At 62.4% G+C, this 23457-nt stretch carries 24 protein-coding genes; 21 read left to right on the top strand and 3 right to left on the bottom strand.

The genetic code is table 11. From position 1 onward, the window contains the following. Positions 1-188 precede the first annotated feature (188 nt). The 3 genes from AC1RTB_RS20895 to AC1RTB_RS20885 all read left to right on the top strand — a co-directional run bounded on the left by AC1RTB_RS20895 (position 189) and on the right by AC1RTB_RS20885 (position 3783). Complete coding sequence (locus AC1RTB_RS20895) at positions 189-836, top strand: GntR family transcriptional regulator (RefSeq protein WP_492943839.1); 648 nt, start codon at positions 189-191, stop codon at positions 834-836. Positions 837-1033: 197 nt separating this feature from the next. Further along, complete coding sequence (locus AC1RTB_RS20890) at positions 1034-2563, top strand: trimethylamine methyltransferase family protein (protein WP_492879347.1); 1530 nt, start codon at positions 1034-1036, stop codon at positions 2561-2563. Then, complete coding sequence (locus AC1RTB_RS20885; RefSeq protein ID WP_492879345.1) at positions 2560-3783, top strand: M24 family metallopeptidase; 1224 nt, start codon at positions 2560-2562, stop codon at positions 3781-3783. The genes AC1RTB_RS20890 and AC1RTB_RS20885 overlap by 4 nt, the downstream gene beginning before the upstream one ends. 88 nt (positions 3784-3871) lie before the next feature. On the opposite strand, the gene AC1RTB_RS20880 is transcribed toward AC1RTB_RS20885, so the two are convergent. Beyond that, a complete protein-coding gene (locus tag AC1RTB_RS20880; protein ID WP_492879343.1) occupies positions 3872-4165 on the bottom strand; it encodes a hypothetical protein in 294 nt (97 codons plus the stop codon). 232 nt (positions 4166-4397) lie between these two features. Here AC1RTB_RS20880 and AC1RTB_RS20875 point away from each other — a divergent pair, with 232 nt between their 5' ends. The 9 genes from AC1RTB_RS20875 to AC1RTB_RS20835 all read left to right on the top strand — a co-directional run bounded on the left by AC1RTB_RS20875 (position 4398) and on the right by AC1RTB_RS20835 (position 13593). Continuing rightward, on the top strand, positions 4398-4772 hold the full coding sequence (locus tag AC1RTB_RS20875) for a YybH family protein (protein ID WP_492879341.1): 375 nt from the start codon (positions 4398-4400) through the stop codon (positions 4770-4772). Between the two features lie 30 nt (positions 4773-4802). Continuing rightward, positions 4803-6335 (top strand): aldehyde dehydrogenase family protein, encoded by a 1533-nt coding sequence (locus AC1RTB_RS20870; protein ID WP_492879339.1) that lies wholly within the window; start codon positions 4803-4805, stop codon positions 6333-6335. A gap of 4 nt (positions 6336-6339) precedes the next feature. Then, positions 6340-7461, top strand: a complete 1122-nt coding sequence (locus tag AC1RTB_RS20865) for an NAD(P)/FAD-dependent oxidoreductase (RefSeq protein ID WP_492879337.1) — start codon at positions 6340-6342, stop codon at positions 7459-7461. Positions 7462-7871: 410 nt separating this feature from the next. Continuing rightward, positions 7872-9044, top strand: a complete 1173-nt coding sequence (locus tag AC1RTB_RS20860; protein WP_492879335.1) for an ABC transporter substrate-binding protein — start codon at positions 7872-7874, stop codon at positions 9042-9044. 123 nt (positions 9045-9167) lie between these two features. Beyond that, on the top strand, positions 9168-10055 hold the full coding sequence (locus AC1RTB_RS20855) for a branched-chain amino acid ABC transporter permease (protein ID WP_492879333.1): 888 nt from the start codon (positions 9168-9170) through the stop codon (positions 10053-10055). A gap of 23 nt (positions 10056-10078) precedes the next feature. After that, complete coding sequence (locus AC1RTB_RS20850; RefSeq protein WP_492879331.1) at positions 10079-10813, top strand: ABC transporter ATP-binding protein; 735 nt, start codon at positions 10079-10081, stop codon at positions 10811-10813. A 113-nt stretch (positions 10814-10926) separates the two neighbouring features. Further along, positions 10927-11721: an ABC transporter ATP-binding protein gene (locus AC1RTB_RS20845; protein WP_492879329.1), complete on the top strand. Its 795-nt coding sequence runs from the start codon at positions 10927-10929 to the stop codon at positions 11719-11721. After that, complete coding sequence (locus AC1RTB_RS20840) at positions 11705-12706, top strand: branched-chain amino acid ABC transporter permease (RefSeq protein ID WP_492879328.1); 1002 nt, start codon at positions 11705-11707, stop codon at positions 12704-12706. Before AC1RTB_RS20845 ends, AC1RTB_RS20840 begins: the two co-directional genes overlap by 17 nt. Before the next feature lie 41 nt (positions 12707-12747). Beyond that, a complete protein-coding gene (locus AC1RTB_RS20835) occupies positions 12748-13593 on the top strand; it encodes a fumarylacetoacetate hydrolase family protein (protein WP_492879326.1) in 846 nt (281 codons plus the stop codon). A 59-nt stretch (positions 13594-13652) separates the two neighbouring features. Here the strand turns inward: AC1RTB_RS20835 and AC1RTB_RS20830 are convergent, their stop codons facing one another. Then, on the bottom strand, positions 13653-14210 hold the full coding sequence (locus AC1RTB_RS20830; protein ID WP_492879324.1) for an NADPH-dependent FMN reductase: 558 nt from the start codon (positions 14208-14210) through the stop codon (positions 13653-13655). 79 nt (positions 14211-14289) lie between these two features. Beyond that, positions 14290-15843 (bottom strand): phytoene desaturase family protein, encoded by a 1554-nt coding sequence (locus tag AC1RTB_RS20825; RefSeq protein ID WP_492879323.1) that lies wholly within the window; start codon positions 15841-15843, stop codon positions 14290-14292. 257 nt (positions 15844-16100) lie between these two features. On the opposite strand from AC1RTB_RS20825, the gene AC1RTB_RS20820 reads away from it, so the two are divergent. The 9 genes from AC1RTB_RS20820 (at position 16101) to AC1RTB_RS20780 (ending at position 23448) form a co-directional block, all read left to right on the top strand. After that, positions 16101-17042 (top strand): VOC family protein, encoded by a 942-nt coding sequence (locus tag AC1RTB_RS20820; protein WP_492879321.1) that lies wholly within the window; start codon positions 16101-16103, stop codon positions 17040-17042. A 171-nt stretch (positions 17043-17213) separates the two neighbouring features. Continuing rightward, positions 17214-17627, top strand: coding sequence for a cupin domain-containing protein (locus tag AC1RTB_RS20815; protein ID WP_492879319.1), 414 nt, complete (start codon positions 17214-17216; stop codon positions 17625-17627). Positions 17628-17657: 30 nt separating this feature from the next. Then, entirely contained in the window at positions 17658-18062 is a 405-nt protein-coding gene (locus AC1RTB_RS20810) for a RidA family protein (protein WP_492879317.1), read from the top strand. After that, positions 18062-18778, top strand: coding sequence for a ribonuclease activity regulator RraA (locus AC1RTB_RS20805; protein WP_492879315.1), 717 nt, complete (start codon positions 18062-18064; stop codon positions 18776-18778). Before AC1RTB_RS20810 ends, AC1RTB_RS20805 begins: the two co-directional genes overlap by 1 nt. A 140-nt stretch (positions 18779-18918) precedes the next feature. Beyond that, the gene (locus tag AC1RTB_RS20800) at positions 18919-19956 is read left to right on the top strand and encodes a response regulator transcription factor (RefSeq protein WP_492879313.1); all 1038 of its coding nucleotides are present in this window, start codon (positions 18919-18921) and stop codon (positions 19954-19956) included. A 200-nt stretch (positions 19957-20156) separates the two neighbouring features. After that, positions 20157-20864, top strand: a complete 708-nt coding sequence (locus AC1RTB_RS20795) for a corrinoid protein (protein ID WP_492879311.1) — start codon at positions 20157-20159, stop codon at positions 20862-20864. A gap of 47 nt (positions 20865-20911) precedes the next feature. After that, positions 20912-22186 carry a flavin-dependent oxidoreductase gene (locus tag AC1RTB_RS20790; RefSeq protein ID WP_492879309.1) on the top strand — a complete coding sequence of 425 codons (1275 nt, stop codon included), beginning with the start codon at positions 20912-20914 and terminating at the stop codon, positions 22184-22186. Between the two features lie 26 nt (positions 22187-22212). Next, positions 22213-23136: a formyltetrahydrofolate deformylase gene (gene purU, locus AC1RTB_RS20785; RefSeq protein WP_492879307.1), complete on the top strand. Its 924-nt coding sequence runs from the start codon at positions 22213-22215 to the stop codon at positions 23134-23136. Between the two features lie 24 nt (positions 23137-23160). After that, positions 23161-23448: a DUF2218 domain-containing protein gene (locus AC1RTB_RS20780; RefSeq protein WP_492879305.1), complete on the top strand. Its 288-nt coding sequence runs from the start codon at positions 23161-23163 to the stop codon at positions 23446-23448. Positions 23449-23457 lie beyond the last annotated feature (9 nt).

Below are 23457 nucleotides of genomic sequence, written 5' to 3'. Positions count from 1 at the left end.
GTTCCAGCGCTTGGCTTGCTGTCGGTTGCAAATTTCCGCACAAGCGCTAACCAATGAGGCGACGCTCGAACCGGATCAACATGGCTCTATCCTCGATGACTGAAGCAAAGCGTGGCCCGAAGGCCGGGAAACGGTCTGCAGCGCCGGAGCAAGCGGTTGCCGATTCGGATGCGGAACACCATCCGAAGATGGCGGCGCGCAAGAATTCACTGACCGAGCGTGCCTATCAGGAGATCAAGAGCCGCATCCTGACCGCGCAATACGAGCCGGGCCAGTTCCTGCAGGAAAATGCCATCTGCGACGATATCGGTATCGGCCGCACGCCGGTGCATCAGGCATTGCAGCGGCTGATGCAGGAAGACCTGCTCGAAGTCATCCCGCGCAAGGGTATCCTGATCCGGCTCGATTCGCTCAACGAGATCATGATGGCGCTGGAAATCCGCAGCGTGCTCGAACCGCATTGCGCTGCGAAGGCAGCGACTCGGCTGACAACGGCGGAACTTGCCGAACTGCGCCAGATCCTCGACGAGACGATTACCGCCATGAAAAGCGGGTCGAAGGACGCGCTGATGGTCCGCGACCGGCGCTTCCATTCCATCGTCACCGGTGCCGCCGGCAACCCGCTGATCGCCGATTTCCTGCAGCCAGTGCATGAGCGCCTCAACCGGCTGTGGTTCCAGCCGCAATGGTCGCCGCAGGATTTTGCGCTCACCGAAGGCGAACACGAGGCGATCTACGACGCTCTTGCGGCGCGCGATCCCGAACGTGCCGGCAATGCCATGCGCGAGCACATCCGTTCGCTGCACGACCGGCTTTTGTCCTCAAGCCGCGGCTAGCACGGCTCTTCTTTTCCAAGGCCAAATTGAAGCGTCGCTTGAAACGGGCGAGTGCCAAATTGGACTATTGAGAGCGGCCTCGCTCTCGCAATGTCGCTGCGAAACTGCGCGGCATTTATCGAACATCAGCTCTTCCTGCCGCTGCAGCCGATCCGGTGCTCCGTTTCAAGGGGCCGCAGCAATGGCGGGACGCTAAGATGAACAATCCAGCAAACAGCAGGCGTGGCGGCGCAGCCAATCGCCGCGAGGCCCAGGCGCGAAAGGGCAATGTGCAGCGGCCGGCACTGCACAACGAGCTGCCGGCCTATTCGATCCTCGACGATGAACGCAGCGACCAGGTGCTCGATCTTGCCTTCAATATTCTGGAGAAGATCGGCATCGAGTTCCGTCATCCCGAGGCGCCGAAGATCTGGCGCGGCGTCGGTGCCGACGTCGATGGCGTGCGTGTCCGCATCAAGCGCGACCTGCTGCTCAAGCTGATCGAGACAGTACCCTCAGAGATCACGCTTAACGCACGCAATCCCGAGCGCACCATTACGCTTGGTGGCCCGCGCACCGCGTTCAGCGGCTCCTACGGCGCTCCGCACGTTCTCGACTTCGACAATGTCCGCAAATCGAGCACGCTCGAACACCTCAAGAATTTCACCAAGCTGGCGCATCAGGCCAAGACGATCCAGATCAATGGCGGCGTGCTGGCCGAGCCGCAGGATGTCGACGTCCGCCTGCGTCACCTGCATCTTGTCGGCGAGCCGCTGCTTTTGTCCGACAAGCCCTATATGGGCGCGGTGACCTCGCGCACGGCGGCCAACGATACGGTGCGGCTGTCGCAGCTGGTGTTCGGCGAGGAGTTCGTCGACACCAACACCGTCGTCGGTTCGCTGGTCAACTGCAACACCCCGCTCGTCTGGGACGAGACGATGATCAACGCGCTGGAGATCTACTCGCGCGCCAATCAGGCGGTGATCTGCACGCCGTTCATCATGGGCGGCGCGAGTTCGCCGGTCTCGACTGTCGGTGCCTGCGCCATGATCATCGCCGAAGCGCTGACCGGCATGGCCTATTCGCAGATCATCCGCAAAGGCGCGCCGGCGATCTTCGGCTGTGTCGCCCAGACGATCTCGATGAAATCGGGCGCGCCGCTTCAGGGCAGTCCCGAACCGGTGCTGATGAACCTGATCGTTGGCCAGATCGTGCGCAAGCTCGGCCTCGTCTGGCGCGCCTCTGGCCTGTGGTCGACGGCCAAGGTGCCCGACATGCAGGCCGGCTACGAATCCATCATGTCGACCTGGGGCTACATGCTGGCGCAGGCCAACTGGATCATCCATGCCGCAGGCATGGTCGAGGGCGGGCTGGCCATCAGCTATTCGAAGTTCGTCCAGGACGTCGAGCAGATCGACATTCTCTACGAGATCTTCAAGCAGCCGAAATTCGACGACCTCGACGAGGTCATGGAAACGCTGATCAAGGTCGGTCCGGGCGGGCATTTCCTCGGCGAGGCGCATACCCGCAAGAATTCTTTCTATATCCCCGAACTTTCCGACGCCAACAGCTATGAGCAGTGGCGCGACGAGGGCCGCCGCGACGCCCATCAGGTCGGTCTGGACCGTGCCCGCAAGCAGCTCGACGAGTTCCAGGCGCCGCCGATCGAGGACGGCCTCAAAGACAGCATCACCGATTTCATGGCCAGGCGTTCCAGGGAAATCCTGGGTGGAGATTTTGAACAATGACCAGCTTTGACGCGGCAGCCGTGGCAAGACCGGATCCATCGTCCTGGAGCCTGCATAGGCTGCGCGAGTATCGCCTGGCGCGGTTGCGCGAACAGATGCTGGCAAACGACATCGCCGGCATGGTGCTGTTCGACAGCGTCAACCTGCGCTACGCCACCGACACCACCAACATGCAGGTCTGGGGTCACCACAATCCTGTCCGTTATGCCTTTGTCGCGGCACAGGGCCCGGTGATCGTCTTCGACGCCACCACCATGCTGCACCTCTATGACGGCTTTGACCTCATCGACGAACTCAGGCCGTGCATTCCCTGGACCTATTTCACCGCCGGGCCGCGTTTCGAGGAGAATGCCAAGGCCTGGGCCGACACCATCGCCGATCTTGTGCGGGCGCATGGCGGCGGCAACAAGCGCCTTGGCGTCGATCGCATCAATCCGTTCGGCGTCTGGGCGCTGGAACGCCAGGGCATCCAGGTCGTCGAGGGCCAGGGCATCATCGAGCATGCCCGGGTGATCAAGTCGCATGACGAACTCTGCGCCATGCGCTGCGCCATCGCCACGGCTGAGGACGGCATGGAGCGCATGCGCGAGGGGCTCTATCCCGGTGCGACCGAGCGCGAGGTCTGGTCGATCCTGCACAAGCGCAACATCGAGCTTGGCGGCGAGTGGCTGGAAGGCGCGCTGTTTTGTTCGGGGCCGCGCACCAATCCATGGTTCAAGGAGGCCAGCGACCGGCGCGTTGAAAACGGCGACATCGTCGCTTTCGATACCGACCTGATCGGCAATTATGGCTATTGCGCCGACATTTCGCGGAGCTGGATCTGCGGCGACGCCAAGCCGACCGCCGAGCAGGATGAGCTCTACAAGACCGCGATCGAGCATCTCGACGTCAACATGGCGATGGTCAAGGCTGGGCTCACCTTCGGCGAATTCGCCGAGCGTTCGGAGAACCTGCCGGAGAAATTCCGCCGCCAGCAATATGTCTGTGCCGCCCACGGCATTGGCATGTGCGACGAGTACCCCCAGATCCTTTACTGGCGTGACTACAAGAATTTCGGCTTCGACGGCGTGCTCGAAGCGGGCATGACGATCTGTGTCGAAAGTTATGTCGGCGAGGTCGGCGGCCGCGAAGGCATCAAGGTCGAGCAGCAGATCCTGGTGACCGAGGGCGGCTACGAGCTGCTGTCCAAATATCCGGTCGAGCTTCTGAACTCGCGCTGAGGCGCGCCGCACAAGGACAAAGGCCCCGCGATCCAGATGGAGCGCGGGGCCTTTTTTGGTTTTGATGGAAGGTTGTTGGTCGCCCCGTCTACCAGGGCTCGCCCATGCCCGACTGCGGATGGTTGCTGCCGGTCACCGTAGCCCGCTCGGTTCCACTGCCATTGCGGTGCCTGAACCAGAGCACCGGAAAGGCCAGCAGGAAAAACAGCGCCGAACGGCTGGTGAGCATCGCCTTGAGAAAGGCGAGGAAATCGTCGGGCGACATGTGCACCGTCGTCTGCATCGCCTGGGACGGGTGGCTGTTGATCAAAAGCGTGGTGCCGTCGCGCTCGATGCGCCCGAAGCGGAATTCGACATCCGCAAGCTTGCTGGTCACTCTCATCCCGGTCCTCCTGAAATGCGGCGTACTCACGGGGCGCGGAGGCCCGGCGGCTTGCCTTCGACCTGACAGCAATCGGGCCACGCCATGGGTCGCTCAATAGGCGCCACCTGCATGACGGCCTAGTCACGAATGGGACAAGCAGCAGGCAAGGCCCCGCCCTATCAGATCATCATTCAGGACGCCCCCGTCTGGTCGGTGCGCGGCCTCCATTTCAGATATCGGGATTTCGAGCATGTTTGCGACTGTCGAGGCGGTGGAAAAGGCCTTCTACAAGGCGATCGAGGATCACGATCTCGAGGCCATGGAGCGGATCTGGGCGCAGGCCGACGACATCATCTATGTCGGTCCCGACGGTCAGGCTTCGGTTGGACGCGCAGCCGTGCTCGCGACGCTCTCGCAGGCATTCGCGACCGCACCGCTGGTCCGTTTCGACGTCGTTCGCTCGGTCGATTACGGCACCGACACGCTCGCCGTGCGGGTCAATCGCGAAAACGTCACCCTCGTTGAAAGCGACAAGAAGACAGCCCTGGTTGGCGCCAACAATTTCCGCCGCGAGGCCGATGGCTGGCGGGTCGTGCTGCATCAGGCGACGCGCATCGCGGCGTGATTGTCGATTGGAAGTGGGAGGAGTTTGAATATGATGTTTGATGCGGAGCAGGCTTTCCGGAAACTTGGGATCGAGCCTCTCAATTCGGGTGCCTATTGCAGCGACGGCGGCTGGTCGCAGCCAAGCAAGGACGATGCGTTTGCCGCGATCAATCCGGCGACGGAAACCCCGCTCGCGCTGGTGGGCAACGCCACCCGTGCAGACTATTGCCGCATCATCGAATGCGCGGTTGCCGCACAGCAGCGCTGGCGCATGGTTCCCGCCCCGGTGCGCGGCGAACTGGTCAACCGCATCGGCCAGTTGGTATCAGAACACCATGATGCGCTCGGCGCGCTGGTGTCGCTCGACACTGGCAAGTCGATCATGGAAGGCAAGGCCGAGGTCAAGGAAGTCATCGACATGGCGACCATGGCCGCAGGCCAGTCGCGCATGCTCTATGGCTTCACCCAGCAGTCGCAGCGCGCGCGCCACCGCATGTACGACCAGTGGCTGCCGCTCGGCGTCGCCAGCATCATCACCGCCTATAACTTTCCCGCAGCCGTGTGGGCGCAGAACGGCTTCCTCGCGGCCATCGGCGGCAACACCGTGATCTGGAAGCCAAGCCCGAAGGTGCCGCTGACGGCGATCGGCCTGCAACATCTCGCCAACCGCGCGATGACCGAGATGGGCCATGAGGGCGTATTCTCGATGTTCGTCACCGAAGACAATTCGGTCGCCGAAAAGATGGTCGCCGACCCACGCGTGGCGCTGGTGTCCTTCACCGGTTCGTCGGGCGTTGGCCACAAGGTGGCGAACATCGTCGGCTCGACGCTTGGCCGCCGCTACATGCTCGAATGCTCGGGCAATAATGGCTGCATCGTCGACGAGACCGCCGATCTGGAACTGGCCGCCGCGGCTATCGCCTTTGGCGCCGTTGGCACCACCGGCCAGCGCTGCACCAGCACGCGTCGTGTCATCGTGCACAAGAGCGTATCGAGCCGCCTTGTCGAGCTGCTCGGCAAGGCATTCTCGCGTATCAAGGTTGGCGATCCCGCCGACAAGGACACGCTTGTCGGCCCGCTTGTCGACAAGGGTGCGGTGGACAAATTCGAGGGCACAGTTGCCGCCGCAGTCGCGCTTGGTGGCAAGGTGGTTGCAGGCGGTAAACGCATGCCACGCGCCGGTTATTTCGTCGAGCCGACGATCATCATCGACGCGCAGAACGAGTGGCCCTGCGTGCAGGACGAGACCTTCGCGCCGATCCTGTTTGTCATCGACTACGACAAGTGGGACGATGCGCTTGCCATGCACAACGACGTCGCCCAGGGCCTCGCCTCGGGCCTGCACAGCACCAACATCACCAACATCGAATCCTTCCTGTCGGCCGAGGGCAGCGACTGCGGCATCGCCAAGATCAATATGGGTACCACAGGTGCCGATGTCGGAGCCGCGTTTGGCGGCGAAAAGGAAACCGGTGGTGGCCGCACGGCGGGCTCGGATGCGTGGAAAGGTTACATGCGCCGGCAAAGCGTGTGCGTGAACTGGAGCCGCGAGACGCCGTGGCGGCGCCTGGTCGAGGCTTGAGCCGATGGACTATCATGATGTCATCGTGATCGGCGGCGGCGTGGCAGGCGCTTCGGCTGCCGCCGAGATCGCGGTACATGCCAAGGTGCTGGTGCTCGAGGCCGAGGACCAGCCCGGCTATCACTCGACCGGTCGGTCGGCGGCGTTTTTCACCACCACCTATGGCAACAGCGCCTCCCAGGCACTCGGGCGGATCAGCGAACCTTTCTTCCGCAATCCGCCCGAAGACTTCTCCGAAAGCCCGCTGCTGCATCCGCGCGACCAGATCGTGGTCGCCAATGCCGATGGGCTCGGCCGCCTGCAGGCAATGCAGCAGGGAATCGCTGCCGACGTCGCGCCGATCTCGATCAGTGACGCGCTCGAACGCGTTCCCGTTCTGAACGCCAATGAGGTCGCTGGCGCGTTCCTCGATCGCACTGGCGGCGAGCTCGATGCCGGCGCGATCCTCGGCGGCTACATCAGGCTGCTCAAGCAGCGCGGCGGCGGCTTCGTCGGCAATGCCCGCGTGATAGCACTTTCCTACAGGGACGGGCTTTGGACCGTGACGACCGAGCGTGGCGACAGCTTTCGCGCGCCGACAGTCGTCAATGCCGCCGGCGCCTGGGCCGACAATGTCGCCGAGCTTGCGGGTCTCGCGCCCCTTGGCATCAAGCCGCTGCGCCGCACCGCGATCCTGGTTCCGCCACCCGAAGGCACTGATGTCGCCGACTGGTCCATGGTCGTGCATCTCTCGGGCGAGCTCTATTTCAAGCCCGACGCCGGCATGATCCTGGTGTCGCCGATGGACGAGACAGAAGACCTGCCAGGCGATGTCCAGCCCGACGAATATGATGTCGCTGTCGCCGTCGACCGGCTGATCAACAACACCTCCGTCGAGGTTCGCAACGTGCCGCACAAATGGGCAGGCTTTCGTTGCTTTGCGCCCGACCGCAATCCTGTCGTTGGCTATGATCCGCGTTGCAACGGCTTCTTCTGGTTGGCGGGGCAGGGCGGTTTTGGCGTCGGCACCGCACCCGCACTGGCGCATCTGACCTGTGCACTGGTCACCGGCGAAAAGATCCCGCCGGTCTATGACCGTGTTCTCCACCTGACGACCACGCTTGGCGTGGCGCGCCTGCTGAGTTAGGGCGCGCGATGGTGCGAGCTACCAGCCAGCGCCACGTACCCACATCCAGGCACCTTGCCTGCGGCCTGAACCTATGGCCGGCCAGCGGCATCGCGGCCCTGGCGCCCGTCGTTTTCGCGGCGGGCGTTCGGCTGCAAAACCCCCGCGCAATCCTGCAATTCGATAATGGTGCAGATGGCCGGCAACCGGCCGGTTCTGCGACATTTCGCGCACGCTTGGGCAAACTATCGGCATCGGCGCCATTGACAGGAATGAGCATTAATAGATACTGTGAAATATCACATGAACGAATTGTGCTTTAGATGAAGGCATCCACTTCGCCCCATGAGATCAAGAAAACGAGGCGTGCCGCGGACATGTGTCCGCGAAACCGCGCCCGGCAACACGAACAATTTTGGAGGAGAGAGATCGTGAAGCAGGCATCCATTTTTTCCGCCGGCACCGCCATGGTGCTGGTCAGTGCCTTGATGGCAGTCCAGGGCGCCGTGGCTCAGGAGAAGGAGCCGGTCGTTGTCGGCGTCATCTCGAACCTGAGTGGCCCCGAGAGCAAGCTTGGCACCGAGGCCGTCGGTCTCGCCGAACTCTATATCGAGCACATCAACGCCAAGGGCGGCGTCGATGGCCGCAAGTTCGAGCTGGTGGTCGGCGACAATGAGAACAACCCCGACAAGTTCATTTCGCTCGGCAAGCGCTTCATGCAGCAGCGCAACGTCATGGGTTTCACTGGCACCGCCGGTTCGGGCGAGATGCTGGCGTTCGAAAAGGCGGTCAAGAACACCAACGTTCCGATCTGCCTGAGCTATACGATGGGCAACAAGAATGTCGGGGCCGACCTGCCGTCGGTGTTCCGCATCGGGCCGTATAATGGCCAGGTCGCCAAGCTGATGGCCAGCTACCTGCAGAAGAAGAACTGGAAGAACGTCGTGGTGCTGGCCGAGCGTTCGGCCTTTGGCACCGACTTCGCCGATGCCTTGCAGGCACTCGGCAATGACGACTTCAAGGTCGATGTGGTGTCCTACGATCCGCAGGCGGTCGACCTCAGCCCAATGCTGGTGCCGGTGGCGCGCCAGGAAGTCCAGCCCGACGCGGTCGTCGTCGTCGGCTACGGCCCGGCGATCTACACTTCGGCGGCGCGCATCCGCGAAGCCGGCATCAAGAGCCAGATTGTCGGCACCTGGGAATTTCCCGAAATGCCTGAATTCTGGTCGGCGACGGGCGATGCCGGTGTCGGCATCATGTATTCGACCTTCGGCATTTCCGAAGCAACGCTGACTGCCGGCGGCAAGGAGTTCCGCAAGCTGTTCACCGACAAGTTCGGTCGCGAGCCGGTGTTCTACGACTACAACGAATGGGACTGTCTGACCGCCTTCACCAAGGCTGTCGAAAAGACCGGCAGTGTCGATCGCGAGACGGTGTCGAAGGCGTTCGGCGGCCTGACCTTCGAAGGCACCAGCGGCCAGATCGCCTTCAAGCAGGACGCGGCACCCGGTGCCTGGAACAGCTCCAATGCGGGCTCGATGTTCATGCTGCAGATGGGCAAGTCGGGCCAGACCAAGGGCGATGTGGTCGAGGAAATTAGATAACCTAAGCCTTATTGCATTTGCTTTTGCAAAACCTGCACATTGAAAGCGGCGCCCGCCTGCGAAGGCGGGCGCCAGTCATGCGGCTGGTACAGCACCGGCCGTCTGGGAGGATGGAGGACTTCGTTGGAAACTTTTCTTCAGGCGCTCTCGCTCGGGATCGCCATCGGCGGCACATATGCTCTGATGGGGGTCGGGCTTAACCTGATCTTCGGCGTCATGCGCATCGCCAACTTCGCCCATGGCGCCCTGTACATGATCGGCGGTTATGCGGCGTATTACGCCTTCACCGGAACCGGCCTGCCGATCATCGCGGCCATGGCGCTGGCCATCGCTGTCGGCGGTATCTCGGGCTATCTTGTCAATGCGGTCTTCCTCCGGCAGCTCTACAAGAGCCGCGTCGAGCGGCCGATCGACTTTGCCTTCATCGTCACCTTCGCGCTTTCCATGTTCCTGGGTTCGGCCGCGATCGCAACCGTCGGTTCGGGCTACAAACGCTTGCCTGGCCTGTGGAACGAGAACGTGCATCTGTTTTCGTCGGTGCAGATGTCGGGCAACCGCATCGTCGCCTTTGTCGGCGCATTGGCGCTGATCGGCCTGCTTTTGTGGGTGGTCAAGCGCACCGATATCGGCCGTGGCTGGCGGGCGCTGACCCAGAGCCTGACCGGCGCTGAAGTCGTCGGGCTCGACGTCTTCCGGCTCGCCAATCTCGCCTTTGCCACCTCCGGCATGCTGGCTGCCGCTGCCGGATCGCTTTTGGTTCCGATCTATCTTGCCTATCCCGGCATGGGCAGCTGGGTGCTGTCCAAGAGCCTGATCATCGTTGTCATCGGCGGCCTCGGTTCGATCGGCGGCGGTCTTGTCGGCGGCTTCGCGCTCGCGCTCGCCGAGGTGTTTGGCGCCGTTTACATCGACCCGAACTTTACCGAGGTCTACGGCTTCGCCGCGATGCTGTTGATCTTGCTGCTGCGGCCGCAGGGCCTGTTTGGCGCCCGCATGGACAGGGCGGTGTGAGCGCGATGCTGGCGAGAACTGACGTGACCCAGATCCAACAAACCCCCGTTCTGCCAACCGTGCTGTCGGTCAAGGCGGTCGGCAAGAGCTTTGGCGGCCTGCACGCTGTCAACGATGTCGGCTTCGAGGTCGGCGCCGGCGAAGTGGTCGGCCTGATCGGCCCCAACGGTGCCGGCAAGACCACGATGTTCAACCTGGTCAGCGGCCAGCTCAAGCCCGACCGTGGCCGCGTGATGTTCGACGATGTCGATGTCACCGCCCTTGCGCCCTCGGCGGCCAAGCGGCGCGGTATCATGCGCTCCTACCAGGACGGCGGCATCTTTCCCAAGATGACGGCCGCCGAAAACGTCATGGTACCGATGCTGGCGCGCGGCCTGAAGCCGCGCCAGGCCGACCAGCTGGCGCGCAAGGCGCTGGGGCGTCTTGGCCTGGCACCCGTGGTCGATGAACTGGCCGAACGCCTGTCGGGTGGTCAACGCAAGCTGATCGACTTTGCCCGTTGCGCCGTGTCCGAGGCCAGCTTGATGCTTTTGGACGAACCGACCAACGGCGTTCACCCGAGCATTGCAACGACGATGGCCGAGGTCATCCGGGAGCGGCAGCGCGACGGGGTGGCTTGCGTGATCATCAGCCATGATTTGCCGTGGATCTTCTCGTTGTGCTCGCGCGTGGTGGTGATGGTCGCAGGCGAAAAGATGACCGAGGGCCTGCCCGAAGTCGTCGGCGCCGACCCGCGCGTCCACGCCGCCTATCTCTAGAGCGGTTCCGCTTTTCTTCGAAATGCGGCCCCCCTCTATCTTCTTGTTTACGCAATTCCGGACGGAAAACCGCTGCACACTTTTCCTGGAATTGCTCGAAGTGGAGAGTTCAGTTGTTGAAGGTTGAGGAACGCCCAAACGGCGTCAAGGCGGCCGGTGATCCGCCGGGGCTTTTCGTCAGCGATCTTCGTGTCGCCTACCAGCGCGACATCGAGATCCTGCGCGGCGTTGAGCTCAATGCCCGGGGCGGTGAGATCACCGTCGTCATCGGCCCCAACGGTGCCGGAAAGTCGACCTGCCTCAAGGCGATTGGCGGTCTGGCCCCAGTCACCGGCGGTACTGTGCGCATGGCTGATCAAGCCGTGACCGGATGGGCGCCACGTCGCCTTCTCGGGCTCGGCATGGCTTTTGTGCCGCAAGAAGGCACGTTGTTTCGCGACATGACCGTTCGCGAAAACCTGGTCATGGGCGGTTGGTTGCGGCGTAGCGAAAAGGACTGGCTCAACACCCGTGTCAGCGAGATCGCCGAGACGTTTTTGATGTCGTCGGACTTCCTGGCGCGTCGCGCCGGCGACCTGTCGGGCGGGCAGCAGAAGCTGCTGGAGATCGCGCGCGGCATCATGCTGTCGCCTTCGGTGCTGCTGCTCGATGAGCCGACCGCCGGCCTGTCGCCCAAGATGATGGATCAGGTCTACGAACGCATCCGCAAGCTGTCGAGCGAGGACCGGCTGACCGTCGTTCTGGTCGACCAGAATGTGCGGCAGGCGTTGGCCATCGCCGACATGGTCTATGTGCTCGCCATGGGACGCAACAATGCCAGCGGCCCGGCGAAGGAAATTGAAAGCCGCCTCGAAGAAATCATCGCAGGCTGGATGAAGGATGGAGCTTCAGGTGTCGCTCGGGTCTAAACGTACAAACGCCTATGTGCTGCTCGCCATCCTGGCCCTTGCGCTGTTCTTCGTCCTGACGGTCGAGGACCCGGTGTTCATCGACTACGGGGTGTCGTTCTTCTATTTTCTGCTGTTGAGCGCTTCGTGGAATCTCCTGGCCGGTTATGCCGGGCAGCTGTCCTTTGCCCAAATGGCGCTGGCACTCGCCGGTGGATATGCAACTGCCGGCATCTCCAACAGCACCGGCATCAGCCCGCTCATCAGCATGGTTCTGGCAGGCTTCGTCACCGCCGCCTTCGGTCTGGTGATGGGTATCGTCACGCTGCGCTTCCGCGAGATCTATCTCGGCCTTGCGACCTATGCCTTTGGCGGCATGTTCGCCAGCTGGGCGCTTGCTGCCGGCGACATCACCGGCGGCAGCCGCGGCATGGAGGTTTTGCCGCTGTTTGCCGACGGCGACAACCTGGCGCTCTACGCGCTGTGGCTGGCGCTGGGGCTCAACGTCGCCTTCTTCGCCGCGCAATGGGCCTTGCTGTCGAGCCGCTGGGGCTTCCTCGCCATGGCGGTGCGCGACCGCGAGGCTGTGGCGCAAGGCCTTGGCGTGCGCACCACCCTGGTCAAGGTCACGCTCTTCGCCTTCACCGCATTCTGGGCAGGCCTCGCGGGCGGCTTCTACGCCTCCTATGTCAGCCTGGTGACCCCGGCGATGGGCTCGTTCACCAATATGGGCCTGGTCATGGCGATGACCGTTGTCGGTGGCATGGGCACGATGCTGGGGCCGATCTTCGGCACCTTCATCTTCCGCGTCATCGACTACTGGACCAGCGGTTATGGCGGCGAATACACCAGCCTGATTTTCGCCGCCCTGATGCTGGCAGCGATGCTGTTTGCCCGCGACGGCGTGATTGGACTGATCGCCCGTTATGGCGGCAGGCTGTTGCCGAAACGCGATCGCTGGGCGCTCGACCGACCAGCCGAAGCCCCCAAACCGCCGGCCGCTTGAGCGACCGCCAGCATTCAAAAAATCCATTACAGGAGAGAGCGATGAAGCTTGTCAGCTTTCGCAAGGACGGCCGCTCGGCCTACGGTATCGTTGAAGGTGATGGCATCATCGACGTCCACGCGCGTATCAGTGGCAACCATCCGACCTTGCGTTACCTGCTTGATCCCGTGGGTCAAAAGCTGCTTGCCTCGATGGCTGGCGGGCAACCCGACTTTCCGCTTGCCTCAGTCGAGCTTTTGCCGGTCATTCCCGATCCGGACAAGATCTTCTGCATCGGCGTGAACTACCTGTCGCATCTGATCGAGACAGGGCGGCCGACGCCGGAATATCCGATGGTGTTCCTGCGCGTGGCCTCAAGCCAGGCCGGGCATCTGCAGCCGATCGTCAAGCCCGCCGAATCCGAGCAGCTCGACTTCGAGGGCGAACTCGCCGTCATCATCGGCAAGGGCGGGCGGCGTATCGCCAAGGCCGATGCGTTCGACCATGTCGCCGGTTACGCCTGCTACAATGATGGCAGCATTCGCGACTGGCAAAAGCACACCACCCAGTTCGCGCCGGGCAAGAATTTTGACAGCACCGGCGGTTTCGGCCCCTGGCTGGTGACATCGGACGAGGTCGGCGATCCCGCGACGCTGAACATCTGGACCCGGCTGAATGGCGAGGTGATGCAGCAGGCGCCGCTGTCGGACCTCGTCTTCGACATCCCGACGCTGATTGCCTATTTGTCGTCTTTCGCAACGCTTTCGCCAGGCGATGTGATCGTCACTGGCACGACCGGGGGCGTCGGCGCCTTCCGCACGCCGCAGCTCTGGATGAAGGCAGGCGATGTCGTCGAGATCGAAGTCGACCGTATCGGGGTGCTGCGCAATCCGATCGCTCAGGGCTGAATGAAAAAACGCTGCCCCGAGGGGCGGCGTCGTTCTTTCCGGTTCGGATCTGGCAGCAGCTATTGGTTTGGCACGTGCCGTTCGATCCAGATGCCGAATTCGTCGAGGACACTGCGCAGAAATTTTGCCGTGTCCTCGCGTATCAGCCTGCCGGTCTCGTCGAACAGTTCGGCAGCACCACCGACATAAGCCTCGGGCTGCTGAACCGTCGGCATGTTCAAAAACACCAGCGATTGGCGCAGGTGATGGTTGGCACCGAAGCCACCGAGCGCGCCCGGCGAAACGCTGATGACAGCCGCCGGCTTGTTGTCCCACACACTTTGGCCATAGGGCCGCGAGCCGACATCGATGGCGTTCTTCAGCACCGCCGGAACCGAGCGGTTGAATTCGGGCGTGATGAACAAGACCCCTTCGGCCTGCCTGATCCTGTCGCGAAACATTGTCCAGGTCGACGGCGCGTCGGCTTCGATATCCTGGTTGTAGAGCGGCAGCCCGCCGATCTCGACGATCGACAGGTGCAGCTGTTCGGACGCCAGCGGTTCAAGCGCGTGCGCGAGCATCCGGCAATAGGAGCGCTTGCGCAGGCTGCCGATGAGAACCGCGATGTTGCGGGGCATGAATTGTTCCTTTGTCCGTGGGAAGAAAGGCGGTCCGGCAACGCCTGATGGCCGGACTGCAAGAAAGGCCGGCGCGCTTTCAGGCGGCGCCGACGTCGCGCAGGATGACGTTGGCGGCGATGGTGCCCATGGCCGAGATGCCGTTGCCGGGATGGCAGTGCGGGCCGGTCATGTAGAGCTTGCGGATTGGCGACTTGTATTGCGAGTAGCCGGCGAAAGGCCGAAACGCACCCCATTGCGCCAAAGTACGCTCGCCGCCGGTCGGGCAGCCATTGACGAAGGAGCGGTTGAAGCGGAACAGGTCTTCGGGCGTGTGCACCACCGAGCCGATGATGTTGCTGTCGTCGAGATTGACGACATGCTTGCGCACCTCGTTCAGCATCGTCTCGCCGAAGGCTTCCTTGACGTCGTCCCAGCGCTGGCCCGAGCGCAGCTTCGACGGCACCACCGTGTCGAGCGACAGCGTGTGCTTGCCGGCTGGCGCGCGGCTTGGGTCGCGCTGCGTCCAGTTGACGTAGATCAGGCAAGGTTCGCTCGGCAACTCGCCGAGTTCGACTTCGGCGAACTGGTGGCGGATCTTGTCGACCGAGCCGAAGAAACGATGGAACGGAATGCCGTCGAGCGCTTCGTTGCGGAAACGCGGCTGCTCGTTGAGCGCATAGTGCACGCGCGCGATGCCGTGGTCGGAATATTTGAAATTGTTGACGGTGCGCAGGAAGTCGCCGCTGAGGTGCTTTTCGTCGATCAGGCGCAGGAAGGTCTGCTTCGGGTCGAGGGCGGTGACCACACCGTGGCGGGCGAGATATTCGGTGCCGTCGGCCGTCCTGATGCCCTTGCACTGGCCGTCGGCGATGATGAATTGCTCGACGTCGGCGCCGGTCACCACCTTGCCGCCGCGCGCCTCGATCAGCCGGACCATGGCAAGCGGCAGCTGCTGGCTGCCGCCTTGCGGAATCGCCTGGCCGTAGTGATGGACGGACGGCACCATGACATAGAAGCCGGCCCCCATGCCCTCCTGGTCGGGTCGCGTGTGCGGCGCAAGCGACCAGCCGAGGATCATCGCGCGGATCGCCTCGCTTTCGAACTTCTCCTCGACGAAGGCGCGGGCGCTGAGATTGAACTCGCGTAGCCGCCGCATGCCTTCGGCGCTCTTTTCCATCGCCGCCGCCTGCAGGCTCGGCTGGTTCGGCGGTGAAAACACGCCGCGAATGAAGCCGTCGCGGATCTCGCCGAACTCGTCGACGATCCGGCGGTAGGTCGCAGCGTCCGCCTTGCTGTGCTGAGCGATGCTGTCGCAGGTCTTGTCGACGTCCTTGTAGAGCACAACGCCCGACCCGTCGTCGAAGGGATGGCCGGTGATCTTGTCGTCGGCCCAGAGATATTTCAGCCCGTGCGTCTCTAGTTCACCCCTGAGGTGCTGGTTGAAGTCGGGATTCATGTGAATGAAGATGTGCGACGAGCTGAACAGGTCGTGCTTGAAGCCGGGGGCCACGATCTCCTGGGTGACGGCGCCGCCACCGACCCAGGGATTGCGCTCCAGCACCAGGACCTTCAGGCCCTTGACGGCGAGCAGACTGGCGCAGGCGAGACCGTTGTGGCTCCCGCCTGCGATGATGACATCAAAATCCGACATTCTTCACTCCGGCGCAGAGCCAAGCTCCACGAAAACCTGCTTTGGGGCCGCAGAATCGCATCTCGGGGGCGCGCCGATAGTCTCATTTTCGACAAGTCGGCTATTTCCCGCCGACCTATAAATCGCGGTGCCGACGTGGCCGTCGACCAACAGGATCGGCGGGCGTTGACAGGGTTGAAAATCAAGTGTTACTCTGAAATATCAGATGCACTAATTATGACGGCAAATCGCAGTCTGCATCCAAGGGAGGTATGTTCATGGCGCGCATCAAGCTGAAGCAGCTCGCTTACGTCACTTACGCGGTTCCTGACCTCGACCTGATCGAGCGCTTTCTGACCGACTTCGGCCTGACGCGAAACCTGCGCACCGATGACGTGCTCTACATGCGCGGCAGCGGCTCCGAGCAATATCTCTATGTCGCCGAAAAGGCCGCCAAGGCTGAATACATCTCGCTCGCCTTCGAGGTGCAGTCGATCCAGGATCTGGAGACGGCATCCATGGTTCTGGGTGCATCGCCGCTGGAGAAACTGACGACGCCGGGAGGCGGCGCACGTGTGCGGCTGACCAGCCCGGGCGGCCAGCGTATCGATCTTGTTTATGGCATCGCCGAGCTTTCGCCGCTGCCGATCCGCGAAACCTTCCCGCTCAACATCTCGGATCGCCAGCCGCGCAAGAACCGTCCGGTTCGCCAGCGCGCCGAAGCGACGCCGATCCTGCGGCTTGGCCATTGCGCGCTCTGGGTCAAGGATGGCCAGGCGGAACTCGACTGGTTCCTCAAGCACCTCGAACTCGTCGCCTCCGACTATATCTGCATTCCCGGCGAGCCCCAGCCCAAGGTCATCGGCGCCTTCCTGCGCCTTGATCGTGGCTCTGAGTTCGTCGAGCATCACTGCATCCTGATCAACGAGTCGATCCATTCAGGCTGCCATCACGCTTCCTTCGAGGTGCTTGATCTCGACGCGGTATTCGCCGCGCACGAACACCTCAAGGCGCAGGATTGGTCGCTCGATGCCGGTATCGGCCGCCATTATCTCGGCAGCCTGATCTACGATTACTGGACCGACCCGTTCGGCAACCGGATCGAGCACTACACCGATTCCGACATCGTCAATCACGAGTACCTGCCGACCCGTTTCGTCGGTGGCGCCGAGGAAACCACGCAGTGGGGCATGGCGCCGCCACCGGAATTCTTCGCCTGACAAGAAGCATCAGTGCGGAGAAGCGAGCTTCTCCGCACCAGACGAAAACCGCCTGGAGCGCCGCGTCCATTCGGACGCAAAGGACGCTCCAGGACTTTGAATTGACGCATCGTGCTTTCCGAAAATCGATTCCGATTTTCGGGCCGATGCGCGCGCAGGAGCATGCCGGCAGTGACGCTAGAAGTCCTCATCCATACCGCGAAGCTCGACCCCGATAACTGGATCGACTTCCCCGAATACGGTTTCCGCCAGTATTTCCTCCACAAGAACACGGCGACGGGCGCGTCGATCGCGCTGCTCGAATTCAACGAGGGCGGTGGCGTGCCGGTGGCGCATTCGCATGCGTCGAACCAGTTCATGTACTGCCTGGAAGGCGAATACGAATATTCAGGCGGCAACCTCACCTTGCGTGCTGGGGACTTCTACATGAACCCCAAGGATCATCCGCATGGCCCGACGGTGGCGCGCAAGAAGTCGACGCTGATCGAGATCTATGACGGCCCGCACTACTACGAAAAGCCGGTGTTTCACACCGACGAGACGATCGGCGGCATGCTGGCCAAGCAGCCGGAAAGCCGAAGCTGAGGCTTCGGAATATTGGGAGGAGACAGGACTATGGGTTTTCGCCGCGTGACGTCACCACTTGCGCCTGAGCCGGCTGCCGGCATGTGGTCGAACTGCCTGGTCGCAGGCAATGTCGCCTACATCTCCGGCATGACCGCGCGCTCGCTCGCCAATGCCGAGCAGGTTTCGGGCGACAATGAATATGAGCAGACCAAGGCGGTCTTTGCCAAGATTCAGGGCCTCGTCGAAGCCGCCGGCGGCACCATGGCCGACATCGTCAAGCTGACGATCTTCGTTACCCGCATCGCCAACCGCGAACAGGTCTGGAGGGCCCGCCAGGAGTTTTTCTCAGGCGATTTTCCGGCATGTTCGCTCGTCGAGGTCAGCTCGTTGGCCAAGCCGGAGATCCTGATCGAGATCGAAGGCATTGCCCATCTCGGCGGGAAGGCCGCCTGATGGAAGCGCTTACCGCGCTCAACCGCGAGCGGCTGCGGGCAATCAGCGTTTCGACGCTGGCCACTTGCCTGCTGCAGAAGGGCTTTCGCAATCGCGTGATGCGCGGCGTGCTGCCGCTCAACACGCGCGCCGATCGCGTGGTCGGCGAGGCTTTCACGCTGCGCTTCATCCCGTCGCGCGAAGATCTCGACACCATGACCAACTACGCCAAGCCGGACTTCTTGCACCGGCGCGCCATCGAGGAATGCCCGGCGGGACATCTGCTGGTCATCGACAGCGGCGGGGTGGCGGAAGCAGGCTCGGCCGGCGACATCATGATCGCGCGGCTCAAGGCACGCGGTGTCGCCGGTGCGGTCAGCGACGGTGGTTTTCGCGACACGCCCGATATCCGCAAGCTTGATTTCCCCTGTTATCATCAGGCGCCGGCACCACGTTCGACGCCGGTGGCACTCAGCCCTGTCGATCTGCAGCAGCCGATCGGCTGCGGCGGGGTCGCGGTCTATCCCGGCGACATCATTGTCGGCGATGGCGACGGGGTCGTTGTGATCCCCGCTTATTTGGCCAATGAAATCGCCGAAAAGGCGCAAGAAATGACCTGTTATGAGGGCTTTGCCGCCGAAAAAGTCGGCGAGGGCCGCAGCATCATCGGGCTCTATCCGGCAAGCGAAGCGTCGCTGAAAGAATTCGAACAATGGCGCGCCGAACGGGGCAATTGACGAGGCGGCGTCAAAACGTCTGCAATTGTATGAAAAGACGCTTCCAAGCTTCGCCGAACTGCGCATTATGCTGACGCGATAGCGATGGAAGAATTGGGCCTTGCTTTCCGCCTTGTACCTTGGTTGGGAAATTGGACGGCATGTACAACGATCTGATTGGTGCGATTCAATCGATAGGCACCTCCGAATTCTATCGCCCGCTCATCGATGTCGCCAAGCGCGAGGTCGCTGCCGACGTCGAATGGGTCGTGCGTTATTCACCGCATGTTCCACCGGCGCTGATCCATTGCGGCAAGCGTCCGCAGACGCAGGTCGCCGTCGACCTCGACATGGTCAACAAGCTTTATGACGAGGGCTTTTATCGCCTCGATCCATGGCTGCGTTACTGGACCAGCTACAAGACTGCCGGCCTTGTCACCCCCGACACGCTGCCGAGCCATTTCGCCAAGGATGATTTCTATTCGGCGCTGAAGCCGTTTCTCGGCGACATGGACGTCATGGTGATGTTCCTGCCGGCCTTCGGCGGCAATTGCGTCGCGCTGTTTTTGGAGCGCGAAACGCCGTTCGACATGGACGAGCGGGCGAAATTCCTGTCGCTGTTTCCGGCCATGCTGGCGCTGCACAAGGTCCATATCCAAAACCTGATGACGCAGACCTGGCTTGGCGCGCCGGCCGAGCGCAGCGCAGCCCTCCAGCTGCCGTCGGCGGTGCAGATCCGTGATGGCGCTGGCCGCGTCGTCTACGAGTCCGAGTCGTGGCTGTCGGTGCGCAAACAGAACCCTGGCTTTGCCCGTGCCGCCGAAACCGTGCGCACCAAGGGCGATGGCAAGTCGGTCAAGACCGATCTCGGCATGTTCCACATCGACCGCATGGATTTCCCGGACCTGTGGGGGCGCGACCTCAGCGTCGTCACCTACGAGGTCAATGGCAAGGTCCGCTCGTCGCTCGACATCGACAAGGCGATCGACGATTTCGAGCCGACCGACTTCACCCCGCGCGAGCGCGAGATGGTGCGGCTGATGCTGCTCGGCAATTCCAACGAGCGCATGGCCGAGAAGCTGTCGATAGGCATCGGCACCATCCGCAACCACCGCAAGCGCATTTACGACAAGCTCTACATCTCGGCGGAACGCGACCTGTTTTCGATGTTCTTGACCTCGCTCAACGAGAACACCTGAGACCTGTCATCGATAGCTGGAACGGCGCGCTCTCCGGGGCGCGTCGATGCTTGTTCTGTCGCCGCTATCGCACTGATTTCACCGCATCATTTCTGCCCGCTTGATGGTCTCATTCGGGACTTCGCCCGCACCCTCTGAGTGCCTACCAACGATCCTGTCGATGGCCGATTGCGCCATCCCAAGGTATTCGGGAGTGGGCTATGAGTGGTGACATGGACGACATCGTCCTTTCGGAATTGCCGGACGAAGAACTCGTCGCGCAGATGCATGCCGACATGTATGACGGTCTGCTCGAGGAGGTCGCCGAAGGCACGCAGATCCTGCTCGATCGCGGCTGGCCGGCAACGGAAGTGCTGCAGAAGGCGCTTGTCGACGGCATGACCATCGTCGGCGTCGATTTCCGCGACGGCATCTTGTTTGTGCCCGAAGTGCTGCTTTCGGCCAACGCCATGAAGGCTGGCATGAAGCTGCTCAAGCCGCTGCTCGCCAATACCGGTGCCAAGCCGGTCGGCAAGGCTGTCATTGGCACGGTCAAGGGCGACATCCACGATATCGGCAAGAACCTCGTCATCATGATGTGGGAAGGTGCCGGCCTCGAGGTTGTCGACCTTGGCATCAATGTCGATGCCGACGTCTATATGCGGGCGCTGGAAGAGCACCAGCCCGATATCCTTGGCCTGTCGGCGCTTTTGACCACGACCATGCCCTACATGAAGGTCGTCATCGACACGATGAAGGAAAAGGGCGTGCGCGAGGACTACATCGTGCTGGTTGGCGGCGCCCCGCTCAACGAGGAGTTCAGTGCCGCTGTCGGCGCCGACGCCTATTGCCGCGACGCCGCGGCCGCCGTCGACATGGCCAAGCACTACCTCGCCCAAAAGTACCGGATCAACTCGGTCGCCATGTAAGTGCGCCACCCTCCTGCGCGCCTCAACTGATTTTCGGGACAAGCAACATGACAAAGGCACTCATCGTAGGCGGCGGCATCGCCGGGCTGACCGCGGCTCTCAGGCTGCATGCGCTCGGTATCGATGTCGAGGTATTTGAGGCGGCGGCTGAAATCCGCGAACTCGGCGTCGGCATCAACCTCCAGCCCAACGCGGTCAAGGAACTGACCAATCTTGGTCTTGGCGAACGCCTCGCGGCGATCGGCGTGCCGATGCAGGAGCTTGCTTATTACAACAAGCACGGCCAGCAGATATGGACCGAGCCGCGCGGCCTGAAAGCCGGGTATCTCTGGCCGCAATTCGGCATCAATCGCGGCCGCTTCCAGGGACTGTTGCTCCAGGCGGTGCGTGAACGGCTCGGTGCCGACAAGATACATCAGTCGCATTTTTTCGACCGGCTCACCCAGGATGCCACCGGCGTCACGGCAGAGTTCCTCGATGCCAAGGGTGGCAAGCCCATCGGCGGCTATCGCGGCGATATATTGATCGGGGCCGATGGCATCCACTCGGCGGTGCGCCGTTTCTTCTATCCGGAAGAGGCGCAACCACGCTTTGCCGGCCAGATCATGTGGCGCGGCGTCACCGATGCCAAAAGCTTCCTCGACGGCCAGACCATGTTCATGGCCGGACACCGGCAGCAAAAGGTGGTGTTCTACCCGATGAGCGGCGAAGCACTGCGCGGCGGTTCAGCCGAAATCAACTTCGTCGCCGAGGATTCGGTCGATCCGGACAAGCCGATGCCGCGCGAGGAATGGAACCGCGTCTGCGCCATCGACGAGGTCGCGCCGCGCTTCGAGAAATGGTCCTACGACTGGTGCGACGTGCCCGGCATCATTCGCGGCGCCAAGGAAATCTATGTTTTCCCAAAGGTCGACCGCGACCGCATCCCGCAATGGACATTCGGCCGGGTGACGATGATCGGCGATGCCGCTCATGCCATGCATCCGGCGGGTTCCAGCGGTGCGTCGCAGGCCATCGTCGACGTCCGCGCGCTCGCCATCTCCTTCGTCACAGAAGCAGATCCGGTGCGGGCGCTCTCGCTCTACGAAAAGCTGCGCCTCGACGAGGTCTATTCGCTTGTCGCGCTCAACCGCGAAAAGATGGGCCCTGAGTGGGTGATGGTGATGGCCGAGGAGCGCGCGCCCAACGGCTTCAAGCACGTCCACGACATCATCCCCGCCGAGGAGCTGCAGAAGATCGCCGACGACTACAAGCGCGCTGCCGGCTTCTATCCCTCCGACGTCAACGCGCTCGACCTCAGGGTCGACGTCGACCCCCGCTGATTTCGGCCGCAAACAGGATCTTGTTCATGAACATTGTCGTTGAACCCCCGATCACGGCGAGCAAGGCCGAGCCGTTCACGTCGGCGGACCAAAGGCCCTCTTTCGTGCTGGCACTGTCGAGCCCCAACCGGCGCGGCATTGTCGCCGCCATCACGGCCATCCTGTGCGAGGAGCAAGGCGACATCACCGAGGCGCATCAATATGGCGACGAGCGCACCGACCGCTTCTTCATGCGCATCGTCTTCAGCTTCGACGACGATGCGGCGAAGCTCGAGCATCTGAAAGCGCGCCTGACCGATGTCGGCGGACGTTTCGGCATGGAATGGACGGTGCGCGACCGCAGGCACAAGCATCGCATCATGCTGCTGGTGTCCAAGTTCGATCATTGCCTTGTCGATCTGCTTTACCGCTGGCGCACCGGCGAACTGCCCGTCGACATCGCTGCGATTGTCTCCAACCATCCGGCCGAGACTTTCTCACATATCGACTTTGGCGGCGTTCCGTTCCATCACCTGCCGGTCAGCGCCGCCACCAAGCAGGCGCAGGAACAGGTGCTGCTGCGCCTCATCGATGAAACCGCCACCGACCTTGTCGTTCTCGCGCGCTACATGCAGGTGTTCTCCGACGAGATGTCGGCAACGCTCTCGGGGCGCTGCATCAACATCCACCATTCGTTCCTGCCCGGCTTCAAGGGCGCCAAGCCCTACCATCAGGCGCATGAGCGCGGGGTCAAGCTGATCGGCGCGACGGCTCATTACGTGACCGGCGATCTCGACGAAGGTCCGATCATCGAGCAGGGCGTCGAGCGCATCAGCCATATCGACACCGCCGACGAGCTGGTGCGCAAGGGCCGCGATATCGAGCGCTGGGTGCTGGCCCGCGCCATCCGCAGCCACGTCGAACAGCGCGTCTTCCTCAATGGCAAGACGACGGTCGTCCTGCAAGATTAGCGAGAGCGCCAGAGGAGGCGACATATGCCTGAAGCCAACGTTACCTTGACCACGCTGAATGCGGCGAAATATGCGGCGCAGCTTTTGAAGCACTGGAGCCACCGCAACCCTGATATCGCGGCCGGCCCGCAATGGACCTCGATGACCTTCGGCGCCACCACCTATATCGTCGAGTCGAGGGCCGACGCGCTGGTCGCCCGCATCACCGCTGCTGATGATGCCGCGCTGGACGCGGCCAAGGGCGCGTTCCAGGAACATATCGACCGTTTTGCCTTTCGCGAGACACCGGCGCTCGTCTGGGACTGGCGCTAGTTTCTTAGG

The sequence above is a fragment of the Aminobacter sp. GW821-FHT11F06 genome (genome assembly GCF_058808215.1).
This window is presented reverse-complemented; position numbering and strand designations above follow the sequence as displayed.